General features: G+C 66.5%; 13 protein-coding genes. 6 read left to right on the top strand and 7 right to left on the bottom strand.

The window, feature by feature from the left end:
• Nucleotides 1-54: 54 nt before the first annotated feature.
• A complete protein-coding gene (gene plsY, locus HH212_RS12015; protein WP_170202687.1) occupies nucleotides 55-684 on the bottom strand; it encodes a glycerol-3-phosphate 1-O-acyltransferase PlsY in 630 nt (209 codons plus the stop codon).
• A gap of 92 nt (nucleotides 685-776) precedes the next feature.
• Nucleotides 777-1,268, bottom strand: a complete 492-nt coding sequence (locus HH212_RS12010) for an aminoacyl-tRNA deacylase (RefSeq protein ID WP_170202686.1) — start codon at nucleotides 1,266-1,268, stop codon at nucleotides 777-779.
• A 38-nt stretch (nucleotides 1,269-1,306) separates the two neighbouring features.
• Between HH212_RS12010 and HH212_RS12005 the strand changes: the two genes are divergently transcribed.
• A complete protein-coding gene (locus tag HH212_RS12005; protein WP_170202685.1) occupies nucleotides 1,307-2,281 on the top strand; it encodes an endonuclease/exonuclease/phosphatase family protein in 975 nt (324 codons plus the stop codon).
• Between the two features lie 28 nt (nucleotides 2,282-2,309).
• Here the strand turns inward: HH212_RS12005 and HH212_RS12000 are convergent, their stop codons facing one another.
• The 4 genes from HH212_RS12000 to HH212_RS11985 form a co-directional block, all read right to left on the bottom strand.
• The gene (locus HH212_RS12000) at nucleotides 2,310-2,492 is read right to left on the bottom strand and encodes a hypothetical protein (RefSeq protein ID WP_170202684.1); all 183 of its coding nucleotides are present in this window, start codon (nucleotides 2,490-2,492) and stop codon (nucleotides 2,310-2,312) included.
• 76 nt (nucleotides 2,493-2,568) lie between these two features.
• A complete protein-coding gene (gene xerD, locus HH212_RS11995; protein WP_170202683.1) occupies nucleotides 2,569-3,474 on the bottom strand; it encodes a site-specific tyrosine recombinase XerD in 906 nt (301 codons plus the stop codon).
• Nucleotides 3,447-3,983 carry a methylated-DNA--[protein]-cysteine S-methyltransferase gene (locus tag HH212_RS11990; RefSeq protein ID WP_170202682.1) on the bottom strand — a complete coding sequence of 179 codons (537 nt, stop codon included), beginning with the start codon at nucleotides 3,981-3,983 and terminating at the stop codon, nucleotides 3,447-3,449. Before HH212_RS11990 ends, xerD begins: the two co-directional genes overlap by 28 nt.
• 446 nt (nucleotides 3,984-4,429) lie before the next feature.
• Nucleotides 4,430-5,443 (bottom strand): TRAP transporter substrate-binding protein, encoded by a 1,014-nt coding sequence (locus HH212_RS11985; protein WP_170202681.1) that lies wholly within the window; start codon nucleotides 5,441-5,443, stop codon nucleotides 4,430-4,432.
• Nucleotides 5,444-5,595: 152 nt separating this feature from the next.
• Between HH212_RS11985 and HH212_RS11980 the strand changes: the two genes are divergently transcribed.
• The 3 genes from HH212_RS11980 to HH212_RS11970 all read left to right on the top strand — a co-directional run bounded on the left by HH212_RS11980 (nucleotide 5,596) and on the right by HH212_RS11970 (nucleotide 8,995).
• The gene (locus HH212_RS11980) at nucleotides 5,596-7,602 is read left to right on the top strand and encodes a sensor histidine kinase (protein ID WP_370663921.1); all 2,007 of its coding nucleotides are present in this window, start codon (nucleotides 5,596-5,598) and stop codon (nucleotides 7,600-7,602) included.
• A gap of 91 nt (nucleotides 7,603-7,693) precedes the next feature.
• Nucleotides 7,694-8,299, top strand: coding sequence for a response regulator transcription factor (locus HH212_RS11975; RefSeq protein WP_170202680.1), 606 nt, complete (start codon nucleotides 7,694-7,696; stop codon nucleotides 8,297-8,299).
• Between the two features lie 342 nt (nucleotides 8,300-8,641).
• Nucleotides 8,642-8,995 (top strand): DUF3052 family protein, encoded by a 354-nt coding sequence (locus HH212_RS11970; RefSeq protein WP_229217686.1) that lies wholly within the window; start codon nucleotides 8,642-8,644, stop codon nucleotides 8,993-8,995.
• A gap of 2 nt (nucleotides 8,996-8,997) precedes the next feature.
• On the opposite strand, the gene queG is transcribed toward HH212_RS11970, so the two are convergent.
• The gene (queG, locus tag HH212_RS11965; RefSeq protein WP_170202678.1) at nucleotides 8,998-10,113 is read right to left on the bottom strand and encodes a tRNA epoxyqueuosine(34) reductase QueG; all 1,116 of its coding nucleotides are present in this window, start codon (nucleotides 10,111-10,113) and stop codon (nucleotides 8,998-9,000) included.
• A gap of 124 nt (nucleotides 10,114-10,237) precedes the next feature.
• On the opposite strand from queG, the gene tsaE reads away from it, so the two are divergent.
• Together tsaE and HH212_RS11955 are read left to right on the top strand one after the other, a co-directional pair.
• On the top strand, nucleotides 10,238-10,735 hold the full coding sequence (tsaE, locus tag HH212_RS11960; protein WP_170202677.1) for a tRNA (adenosine(37)-N6)-threonylcarbamoyltransferase complex ATPase subunit type 1 TsaE: 498 nt from the start codon (nucleotides 10,238-10,240) through the stop codon (nucleotides 10,733-10,735).
• Entirely contained in the window at nucleotides 10,699-12,162 is a 1,464-nt protein-coding gene (locus tag HH212_RS11955) for an N-acetylmuramoyl-L-alanine amidase (protein WP_170202676.1), read from the top strand. Before tsaE ends, HH212_RS11955 begins: the two co-directional genes overlap by 37 nt.
• The last annotated feature ends 114 nt before the right edge of the window (nucleotides 12,163-12,276 follow it).

The raw sequence follows: 12,276 nt of genomic DNA, 5'->3' as shown, positions 1-12,276 counted from the left end.
ACGGGATATTGCCAAAAACCGGGCTCTGACCCCGGTTTGATGGGGCGCAGGGGCTTACTTCTTGGGGCTTGCCTTGGCGCCGGCGGCTTTGCTGCCGATGCGTGATTCCTTGCCGGCCAGGAGCTTGGTGATGTTGCTTGCGTGGCGGTACAGCAGCAGTACGCTCATGAAGATGACGGCGAACAGTTTTTCGTCGACGCCCAGGCCGATGCCGTAGTACAGCGGCGCCATCACCGCCGCCACCAGCGCCGCCAGTGAGGAATAGCGGAAGGCGTAGGCGACCACCAGCCAGGTGGCCAGGACCGCCAGGCCGAGCCAGACGTTCAGGCCGAGCAGCACGCCGAGCGCGGTGGCCACGCCCTTGCCGCCGACAAAGCGGAAGAACACCGGCCACAGGTGGCCCAGGAACACCGCGATCGCCACCAGCGCCACGCCGCCGTCGTCGAGGCCGAAGCGGCCGCCGAAATGCACCGCCAGCCACACCGCCAGCCAGCCCTTGACGCAATCGCCGGCCAGGGTCGCGATCGCGGCCTTCTTGCTGCCGCTGCGCAGCACGTTGGTGGCGCCCGGATTCTTTGAGCCGTAGGTACGCGGGTCGGACAGGCCGAAGGCGCGGCTCGTCACGACGGCGAAGGAAATCGAGCCGATCAGGTAGGCGGCGATGGTGAAGAGGATCGTGTACATGGGGTTTCCCTAACTATGGCGCGTGAATATACACCATGGCGTGCGCCCGGCGATAGCCGGGCCGGCTGCATTCGTCACCGCTGCCCGGCGGTCTATTCCGCCAGCGCGCACTGCACGGCCCTGGCGCCCAGTACGTCGACCAGCACCTTCGGATCGATGCCGACCAGGAAGCCGCGGCGGCCGCCGTTGATGTAGATCTTCGGCAGCGCCAGGATGCCTTCCTCGACGTACACCGGCATCGCCTTGCGGATGCCGAACGGCGAGGTGCCGCCGACCAGATAACCGGAGTGTCGCTGCGCCACCTCGGGCTTGCACGGCTCCACCGACTTGCACGGAATCGCGCGCGCCAGGTTCTTGGTCGAGACCTTGCAGTCGCCGTGCATCAGCACGATCAATGGGCGCGCCGCCTCATCCTGCATCACCAGCGTCTTGACGACGGCGTGTTCGGACACGCCGAGTTCGCGCGACGAGACCGCCGTGCCGCCGTGTTCTTCGTAGTCGTAGGGATGCTCCGAGAAGGCCACGCCATGCTTGCGCAGGAACTGGGTCGCGGGTGTCTCGGAGATATGCTCTTTCTTGGCCATGCGTGTTACGCTAAAAGCAAACGGAGGAGTTGCTTATTATGCAGCAAGAAATTCGCTTTGCCACCTTCAACGTGTACAACCTGGCCCCGCCGGGCGCCCGGCTGTACGACAATCTGGAGCCCAGCACGCCGGACGAGGTCGAAGCGAAGATGGACTGGACCGCGCGCCAGATCGACATGCTCGATGCCGACGTGATCGGCTTCCAGGAAGTGTTTTCGCAGGCGGCGCTGGCCGAGACCCTGGCGCGCACCCGGCGCTACCGCGATGCGCTGCACATCGGCTTCGATCCGGATCCGGGCGCCGGCAAGCTGACGCCGAGCGTGGCCATGGTATCGCGCCTGCCGCTGGCGGCGCCGCCGCAGGCGTTGCCGACTTTTCCGCCCGGGATCGCCATGCCGCCCGGTAACCGCGACGCCGACCGTTTTACGCGCGCGCCGCTGCATGTGGAAATCGAGATCGCGCCCGGCCTGGTGGTCGACGTGCTGGTGGTGCATCTGAAATCGCGCCGTCCCGACTACCGCACCGGCGATACCGGCGACGACCCGCAATTGTTCGCGCTGGCCTCGCTGCGCTCGCTGATCCGGCGCGGCACCGAGGCCGCCGCGCTGCGCGTGCTGCTGTCCCAACTCGGGCGCGAGCGGCGCCGCCCGCGCGTGGTGCTGGGCGACTTCAACGACGTCGCCGACGCCGTCACCACCGGCATCGTGCTGGGGATCGGCGGCCCCGCCGGCGACCGCCTGTACGACGCCTGCCAGCTGCAGCGGCGCCAGGACCGGCTGCGCCACGTCGGCTTTTCCAACCTCCACGAGGGGCAGTACACGACCATCGACCACATCCTGGTATCGGCCGATTTCAATCCGGACGTGCCGGGCGCGCTGGGCGAGATCGTCGACGTGGTGTACCTGAACGACCACCTCGACCTGGGCCTGCCGGAAGCGTCCGACCATGGCCAGGTGCTGGCGAAACTGCGCTTGTACGAACGGGCGAACGGCAATCCGCCCGGCGACGGCTGAATCCGGCCAGGCAGATACCAGGCCGGCATCAGGCCGGATCGCGCTCCTGCTGCGCCAGTTGCTGCAGCGGCTGCCCATCCGGCGCCGGCGCATCTTCCGCGTCCGGTTTGTTCTGTTTGGCCTCCAGCTTGCGGCGCGCTTTTTCTTCCGCCTTGCGTTTCTTTTCGAGTTCGCGCTGCCGCTTTTCGTACTGGAAATTTGTCTTGGCCATGTTTACCTCGTGCGCATGTCGATGGGAAAGTCGTGCCAGACCATTATGAGCGCGTCACCCGCACCGTCCTTGAGAATTAGCCACGCGGGTGGTGCTGCGCATGCAGGTGCTTCAAGCGCTCGCGCGCCACATGGGTGTAGATCTGCGTCGTCGAAATGTCGGAGTGGCCGAGCAGCAATTGCACCACACGCAGGTCGGCGCCGTGGTTCAACAGATGGGTGGCGAAGGCATGGCGCAGCGTGTGCGGCGACAGCGGCGCCGTGATGCCGGCGCGGGCCGCGTGCTTCTTGATCAGGATCCAGAACATCTGGCGCGTCATCGCCCCGCCGCGACCGGTCACGAACAGGGCGTCGTCGATCTTGCCGTCCAGGATGATGCCGCGCGCATCTTTCATATACCGCTCCAGCCACAGGCGCGCCTGCGCGCCGAACGGCACCAGGCGCGTCTTGCTGCCCTTGCCGGTGATGCGCAGCACCCCATCGTTCAGGCTCAGCTCGACCAGTTTCAGGCTCACCAGTTCCGATACCCGCAGCCCACTGGCGTACATCAGTTCCAGCATCGTGCGCTCGCGCAGGCCGAGCGGCATGGCGGTGTCCGGCGCATTCAGGAGCGCCTCGACCTGGGCTTCGCTCAAGGTGTGCACGAAGCGGGTCGGCTGCCTGGCCGAGGCCATCTTGAGGCAGGGGTCGAGCGCGATGCGCCGTTCGCGCAGCGCCAGCTGGTAGAAACGCTTGAGCACCGACAGGCGCCGGTTGGCCGAACTCGGCTTCGATTCTGGGTGGCGGTCGGCGAAATAGGCGGCGATGTCCTGGGCCTCGACCGCGTGCAGATCGACTCGCTCGGGCCGCTTGACCTCGAGCCAGCGCGCGAACAGGCGCAGGTCGCGCCGGTAGGCGTCCAGCGAGTTCTTCGACAGCCCGTGTTCCAGCCAGAGCGTGTCGCAGAACGCGTCGATCAGTGGAAGATTGGCTGCTGTTGCCATGGAGATGTAAAACCGGTCGCGCCTTCGTGGCGCAACAGCCAGCGCTTGACCGACAAATGAAAGCCGTTTTCATCGTCGCTGCTGGCAAAGCCGCCGAGGCCGCCGGCAGCGGTGACACGGTGGCAGGGAATCACCAGCGGAAACCAGTTGGCGCCGCAGGCCTGCCCCACCGCGCGCGGATGCGAGCCCAGCAGCTTGGCGATGTGGCCATAGGTGCGCACACTGCCGCGCGGAATGGCGGCGATCGCATCCCACACGCGGCGCTGGAAGGCGCTGCCGGCGTCCAGCAGCGGCAGCGTGAAACGAAAGTCCGGGTCGGCGAGATAGCGCGCCACCTGCCCGGCCGCCTGTTCGGCGGCGGCGTCGCGCGGCGCCTGTTCCTGGTAATGCGGCGGCAAATAGACCAGTTCACGCACCCGCTCTTGTCCGGTGCGGATACCGATGGCGCCAAAGGGCGCGCCGACGATGGCGTCGAAGATTACGCTGCCCTGTGCACTGCCCTTTTGCATATCCATCGCCGCAGTGTAAAACCAGCGGCACATGCGGGCAAGATAAAAAAAAGCGCACCCGTGGGTGCGCTTCAATTTGGTTCACGTTCCCGGCCGCTCGGTCTTGCCGGCAGCATCATATAAAACGTGTGTCTCCTCCAGCCTGTTTTCCGGTAACGATGCGCGCTGTACTTGTGGTACGAAGCCTGCTTACCGCCTTTTTCTACCTCTCCCCAAAACTGTATCCGTTCCACTTCAAACGCACCATTGTAGTGCTGAAGGTGCCCCATCATAACGCAATCGCATAAGAAAAACGTAGTTTTTTATATACATTCATGGAATATATTTCAGCTATAACCAAGAAAGACATGGCATAAAGCCGGCTCGGCAGGGACTGGATTTCCAACAGGAAAATACCCCGTAAAACCGATTAAATATATTCAGGAAATAAATTATGCCATGCAACATTATTCGGACGTCGTTCGATTGATCGCATCGATCAAGTCCTTGCCGATGCGGCCTTCGACCTGCTTCTGTACCGGCAGCAATGCACGCCGCCATTCGGCTTGCTGCTGCGGCGTCATGGTGGTGACCTGGGTCTTGCCGCTGCGCCGGATCGCCTCCAGCGCGCGGTCGTTGTCGCGCTGGGCGATGGCTTTTTCGAAGGTGGTCGCCTCGCGCAGGGCCGCTTCCAGCTGCGTGCGGATGTCGCGCGGCAAGCCGTCCCAGAACTTCTTGTTGACGATGACTACATAGCCGAGATAGCCGTGGTTCGACACCGTCACGTATTTCTGCACCTCGTGCATGCGCTGGGTATACATGTTCGAAGGCGGGTTCTCGGTGCCGTCCACGACACCGCTCTGCAGCGCCGCATACACTTCGGAAAACGCCAGCACCTGCGGTACCGCGCCCAGCGCGCGCATCTGCGCATCGAGCACCTTGGAACCCTGGATGCGCATCTTGAGGCCGTGGAAATCCGCCGGCGTGCGCAGTGGGCGGTCGGCCGACATGACCTTGAACCCGTTGTCCCAGTAGGCCAGCCCGGTGATGCCTTTCGGCTCCAGCTTGCGCAGCAGCGACTTGCCGATCGGGCCTTCGGTCACCGCGTACAGCGCCGCCTTGGTCGGGAAGATGTAGGGCAAATCGAAGGCTTCGAATTCCTTCACGCCCAGCGGACCGAACTTGGCCAGCGAGGGCGCCAGCATCTGTACCGCCCCCAGTTGCAGCGCTTCCAGTTCTTCCTTGTCCTTGTAGAGCTGGCTGTTGGGGTAGACTTCCACCTTGACGCGTCCCTTGGTCATCTGTTCCGCCAGCACCCGGAAGCGCTCCGCCGCCAGCCCCTTGGGCGCGTCCGGGGCGACCACGTGGCTGAACTTGATGACGATGGGCGCCGGCGCGCCGCCCTGGGCTTGCGCCGCGGTCCAGCTCGACAGGACGGCGACCGCGAGCGCCAGCGCGACGGGCGCGTTCTTGATCCACATGCTGTTTCCTCTTCCGGACACGATATCGGTAGCAGTATACGTGGGGACGCCGCCCGGATGCGCCGGTCCTCGCTCAGTACAATCCCGTAGGGCCCGCGGCGCCGGCGGGCCCGCTCCCACCACCCGTACAACTGTCCCATGAAGATTCGTCCATGAAGAACACGTTGACCAAGAACGCGTTTTCGATGCCGCGCCCGGTGCCGGAAGGCCCGTGGCGCTGGCTGGTGCCGGTGCTGCTGGTGCTGCTGTTCCTGCTGGTGCTGCTGTGGCTGCCGTGGCAGGCGCGCCAGATGGAAAGCAACGAGCGGCAAGAGCAATTGATTGCGGATACGCTCTGGGTCGAACAGACGCTGCGCTTCGAACTGGCGCGCAGCGAAGAGGTGCTGGCCACGCTGGGCGCCGACCTGGCGGTCGAGACGCCGCCGTCCGCCATGCTGCAGGCGCGCCTGGCGCAGATGTTCAAGAACGGCCACGAACTGCAGCGCGTGGTGTGGTTCGACGCCGCCGGCGCCGTGCGCGCCGTGCATGGATTGGAAATGCCGGCCGCCGGTCTCACCGAATCGTCGCGGGAAGCGGCGGCGATGTCGCGCACCACGCGCGCCGGCCGCTACAGCGACCCCTACGGCGCCACCGCGCTGATGCACGGCCTGATCGATTTTCATTTGCCGCTGTACCACAACAAGCAATACATCGGCAGCCTGGTCGCCACCTACAATTTGCAGACCCTGCTCGACGAAAACGTGCCCTGGTGGTTTGCCCAGGACAATGCGCTGGCCCTGCTCGACCGCGACGACCGCATGGTGGCCCAGCGCGCCGCCGGCGGTCCGGGGCGCGGCGTCTACACCCACAAGCGCGCGCTCGACCTGCCGGGGTCGTCGATCGTGCTGTCCACCGACAGCGTCAAGGGTGCGCCGAAACTCTTGCCGAACCTGCTGGTCGGCTCGGTGATCGTGCTGGCGCTGGGCCTGGTGCTGTCGCTGGCGGCGCTGTGGCGCCACATCGCGCGCACCATCGCCGCGGAAAATGCCCTGCGCCAGCAGATGGCGTTCCGCACCGCGATGGAGGATTCGCTGCTGACCGGCCTGCGCGCGCGCGACCTGCAGGGGCGCGTCACCTACGTCAACCCGGCCTTTTGCCGCCTGGTCGGACTGCCGGCCGAAGATTTATTGGGCAAGACGCCGCCGATGCCCTACTGGGCGCCGGAAGCCATCGACGAATACGAACAGCGCTTCCGCAAGGTGCTGGCCGGCCAGGCCACGCCGCAGTTCGAGACCGTGTTCCAGCGCTCGGACGGCGTGCGGGTGCCGGTGCTGGTGTTCGAGGCGCCGCTGCTGGACACCCACGGCCGCCACACCGGCTGGATGAGCTCGATCCTCGACATCACCGACCGCAAGCGCGCCGAGGAAATCTATCGCCAGCAGCAGGAAAAACTGGAAACCAGCGCGCGCCTGGCCACCATGGGCGAGATTTCGTCGATGCTGGCGCACGAGCTGAACCAGCCGCTGGCGGCCATCTCCAGCTACACCGCCGGCGCCCTCAACGTGCTGGCGCGCGCCGGCGACGCTACCGGGGTTGCTGCGGGTGCGCAAGCGCCGCTCGATGCCGGCATGCTGAAACGCGCGCTGGAACAGGCGAATACGCAGGCGCGCCGCGCCGGAGAAATCATCCGCAGCGTGCACGAGTTCGTGAAAAAGCGCGAGCCGCGCCGCGAACGGGTCGCGATCCAGCAGGTGGTGGACGGCATCCGCTCGCTGGTCGAGCTGCAGGCGCGCCAAAGCTACGTCACGCTGCAGGTCGACATTCCGCCCGGCCTGCCGCCGGTGCTGGCCGACCGCGTGCTGCTGGAACAGGTGCTGCTGAACCTGACGCGCAACGCGATCGAGGCGATGCAGGGCAGTGCCCCGGAGCGGCGCGTGCTGGCGATTGCGGCGCGCGTCGGTGCCGGCCAGGTGGCCGTTTCCGTGATCGACAACGGCCACGGCATCCCGCCCGAGGTGGCCGAGCGCCTGTTTTCGCCGTTCTTCTCGACCAAGGCGGAAGGCATGGGGATGGGTTTGTCGATCTGCCGCACTGCCATCGAATTCCACGGCGGCACGCTGACGCATGCCGACAACCCCGGCGGCGGCACGGTGTTCACGTTTACCTTGCAGGCAGCATAAACACCTTGCCGCAGCGCCAGCGGGGCGCAGGCGGCTGGGCTAAAATACCCGGCCAAATCGCTTGCAATCATAAATAGAATCGGGAGACAGCATGCTGCACATCGTCGACGACGAAGACGTCATCCGCGACGCCCTGGAATGGCTGGCGCACTCGCGCGGGCTGGCGGCGCGCGGCCATGCGGGCGGCCAGGCCTTCCTCGACGCCCTCGCCGCCCAGGGCGACGACGCCGGCGCGGACGGCGCCGATGGCGGCGACTGCGTGCTGCTGGACGTGCGCATGCCCGGCATGAACGGCATCGCCGTGTTCGACCAGCTGGTAGCGCGCGGCCTGCTGGCGCGCCTGCCGGTGATCTTCCTGACCGGCCACGGCGACGTGCCGATGGCGGTCGATTCGCTCAAGCGCGGCGCCTTCGACTTCTTCGAAAAGCCCTTCAACGACAACCAGCTGATGGACCGCGTCGAGGAAGCGCTGGCGACCTCGCGCAAGGCCGCCGCCGGCACCCAAGTGCGCGCGCGCCTGGCCACGCTGTCGGCGCGCGAGCGCGAAGTGCTCGACCTGATCCTGGCCGGCAACATGAACAAGGTCGTGGCCGACAAGCTCGGCATCAGCATGCGGACCGTGGAAGTGCACCGCGCCCACATCTTTGACAAGATGCAGGTCAAGACGGCAGTCGAACTGGCCGGCCTGTTGAAGTAAGACGTCATCCAAAGCCGGGTCCGGCAGGCTGACCGGGCGGCCGAAAAATCTCGCCGGCGCGCCTTGCGATTCGCCAACCCGCCTTTATCTGTTGCACACGCCGCTCCGGTGGCCATCATCGATCCTTCCGCATGACGCGGACGCGATCACCGTATCCGATTCGATTCTTCAGGCAGCCGACGTTGCGCCAGCCCGGTCCCGGCAGGCGCGCCGCATGGCCATTGACGTTTGCGCCGCGCGCACGATGCGCTTGTAGAATCGGCCGAAGCACCGCGCAGCTCCAGGCCGCGCCAGAAAATTCTTTAGGGAATGCAGATGAGCGAAAAGACGATTGCAGACAAGATGTTCCTGAGGACCGCCAAATCGATGCTGATCCTGAACGGCAGCGTCCACCCCGGCATGGTGGCGCAGATGCCGCCGGCGCTGCTCAAGCACGAGCAGGACAAGGTGGATGTCGTGTTGCTGTTTGCAATGAACCGCAAGGAACTGGAACAGTATCTGCCGGCCGCCAAGGAGCGCCTGGGCGACAAGGGCACGCTGTGGGTGGCCTACCTGAAGCAGACCGCCTCCAAGGCCACCGACATCCAGCGCGATTCGATCAACGACTACGCCAAGGACCAGGGACTGACCAGCGTGGCCATCATCTCGGTCGACGGCGACTGGTCGGCGCTGCGCATGAAGCGCATCGATCCCTGACCTCAGTGCTGCGGCGGCTCGCGGCGCGCCAGCGCCCAGGCCACGTGCTCGCGCACCATCGGTGAAGGGTGCGCGGCGCGCGCGCGCAGGGCGGCCACGATGCGCGCATCGCCGCGCGCCCGGTCCGCCGCATTGCCCAGGCCGACCGCCAGGTTGCGCAGCCAGCGCTCGTGGCCGATGCGCCGGATCGGACTGCCCTCCATGCGGCGGTTGAACTCTTCCTCTTCCCAGCCGAACAATTCCACCAGCCCCGCCTCGCCCAGGCCGTTGCGTTCGTCAAAATCGGGCAGCTGCGCGCGCTGGGCGAACTTGTTCCACGGGCAGGCCAGCTGGCAGTCGTCGCAACCGTAGATGCGGTTGCCGATCAGCGCCCGGAATTCTTCCGGGATGCTGCCCTTCAGCTCGATCGTCAGGTAGGAAATGCAGCGGCGCGCATCCAGCCGCCCCGGCGCCAGGATGGCACCGGTCGGGCAGGCGCCGATGCAGGCCTGGCACTGTCCGCAGTGGGCACCGGTGGACTGGTCGACCGGCAGCGGCACGTCCACCAGGATCTCGCCGATGAAGAAGGTCGAACCGGCCTCGCGCGACAGCAGCAGCGTGTGCTTGCCGCGCCAGCCCAGCCCCGCCTTTTGCGCCAGCGGCAATTCCATCACCGGGGCCGAATCGGTGAACACGCGGTAGCCGTAGTCGCCGATGGCGGTGCGGATGCGCTCGGCCAGCTGCTGCAGGCGGTTCCTGAGCACCTTGTGGTAGTCGCGCCCGCGCGCATACACCGAGACCACGGCCGCCTGCGGGTCTTGCTGGCGCAGGCGTTCGCGCGCGCGCCAGTCGGCTTGCGTGTCCTGCGGCAGGTAATCCATGCGCGCGCTGATCACGCGCACCGTGCCCGGCACCAGTTCGGCGGGCCGGGCACGCTTCATGCCGTGGCTTGCCATATAATCCATCTCGCCGTGGTGGCCGGCGTCCAGCCAGGCCTGCAGGCCGGCCTCGGCATGCGCCAGGTCGATGTCCGCGATGCGCACGTCGGCAAAGCCGAGTTCGGCGCCCCATGCCTTGATGGCGCGCGCCAGCGCGGGCAGGTCGGCGGTGTCGGACGGGGTCGGCTGGGCTGGGGACATGGCGGGCAGAGGGCGAAGCACGCTATTCTATGCGATGCGGCGCCCGCACTGTCGGCGGCGCTGCGCCGGCACCGGCCACGACGGCGCATACGACAACATTCACGCAACGACGGAAACACGAACGATGCAAGCAGCACGGCGCCAATTCAAGGCTTATCTTCCCGACGAATCCGCCACCCGGGACTTGGGCGGCGCCCTGGCGCGCGCGCTGCGGCCCGGCCTGGTGATCTACCTGCACGGCGACCTCGGCGCCGGCAAGACCGCCCTCACGCGCGCCCTGCTGCAAGCGGCCGGCCATGTCGGCGCGGTCAAGAGCCCGACCTACACGCTGTCCGAACCCTACCGCATCGTGCTGGGCGGACGGCAGGTCGAGGTGATCCACTACGACCTGTACCGCATGTCCAGCCCCGAGGAATTCCTGGATGCGGGCTTCCGCGAGGATTTCAACGGCGACAACATCTGCATCGTCGAGTGGCCGGAAAAGGGCGAACCGGTGTTGCCGCCGCCCGACGTGAATGTGGTGCTGGACGTCAGCGGTCCCGGCCGTGAGGTAGAATTGCAGGCGTTGTCCGACTTGGGCCTGCTATGCCTCGAAAGCCTGCACTACCCTCCGATTCCCTGATTCCCGGTTCGCCGCGGCGCCGCACGGCGCTCAAAACCGGCGGCACGCTGCTGCTGTCCGTCGTCGCGCCCGCCCTCGTCCCCCTCCCCGCCGGCGCCGCCCAGATCATGGCGGTGCGCGTCTGGCCGGCCGACGAGTACACCCGCGTCACGCTGGAAAACGACAGCGTCTTGAAGGCCACGCACTTCATGGTGGCCGATCCGCCGCGCATGGTGGTGGACATCGAGGGCCTGGCACTCAACGAGACCCTGAAAAGCCTGGTGGCGAAGGTGGAATCGAACGATCCCTACATCAAGCACGTGCGCGTCGGCCAGAACCGGCCCAACGTGGTGCGCCTGGTGTTCGACCTGAAGGAAACCGTGCGTCCGCAGGTGTTTACGGCGCCGCCGGTGGCCGGCTACCGCAACCGCCTGATCTTCGACCTGTATCCGCTGCATCCGGTCGATCCGCTGACCACCATGATCGCCCAGGAAAAATGGAGCCAGGCCGAGGTGGCCGCCGCCACGCCGCTGCCGCCGGCCCAGCCGGGCACGCCGACCGTGGGGCAAGTGGCGCCAGCGCCGGTCGCCAAACTGGAAGCCGACGCCGCGCGCGCCGGCACCACGCCCGCCCAGCCGCTGCCGACCACGCCGACGCTGCCCTCGCCCACGCTGCAGGCCCAGGTGCAGGCACAAGCCCAGGCGCAGGCGAAGGCGCTGCCGGGCGGATCGAAGGTGACGCGCATGATCACCATCGCGCTCGACCCCGGCCACGGCGGCGAGGACCCGGGCGCCACCGGCGCCACCGGCGCGCACGAGAAGGACATCGTCCTGGAAATCGCCAAGCGCCTGAAGGGCAAGCTCGAATCGCTGCCCAACATGCGCGTGATGCTGACCCGCGACGCCGACTTCTTCGTGCCGCTCGGCCAGCGCGTGGAAAAAGCGAGGAAGGTGCAGGCCGACCTGTTCGTCTCGATCCACGCCGATGCCTTCATCCAGCCGAGCGCGCGCGGCTCGTCGGTGTTCGTGTTGTCCGAAAAAGGCGCCAGCTCGAGCGCGGCGCGCTGGCTGGCCACCGACCAGAACAAGGCCGACCTGATCGGCGGCGTCAACTTCGGCAGCCACGACAAGGAACTGGCCAGCGTGCTGTTCGACCTGTCCACCACCGCCCAGATCAGCGACAGCCTGAAGCTGGGCAAGGCGGTGCTGTCCGAGATCGGCGGCATCAACCGGCTGCACAAGGGTTCGGTCGAGCAGGCCGGCTTCGCGGTGCTGAAGGCGCCCGACATCCCGTCGATCCTGGTCGAGACCGCGTTCATCTCGAACCCCGAGGAAGAAGCGCGCTTGCGCGACGACGCCTACCAGAACCAGCTGGCCGACGCCATCACCAAGGGCATCAAGCGCTACTTCGCCTACAACCCGCCGCTGGCCAAGAGCCGCACGGCGTGAGCCGGGCCGCCGGCGCGTGCCGGCGTGCGGCGCGCCATGGCGCTCGCACGGTCCGGCGCACGCCTGGAGCCCGATCTGGTAGGCGATCGAAGGTCATGGCAAAATCGTCATCTT

Source organism: Massilia forsythiae, from assembly GCF_012849555.1.
In the GTDB taxonomy this organism is placed as follows: Bacteria; Pseudomonadota; Gammaproteobacteria; order Burkholderiales; family Burkholderiaceae_D; genus Telluria; species Telluria forsythiae.
This window is presented reverse-complemented; position numbering and strand designations above follow the sequence as displayed.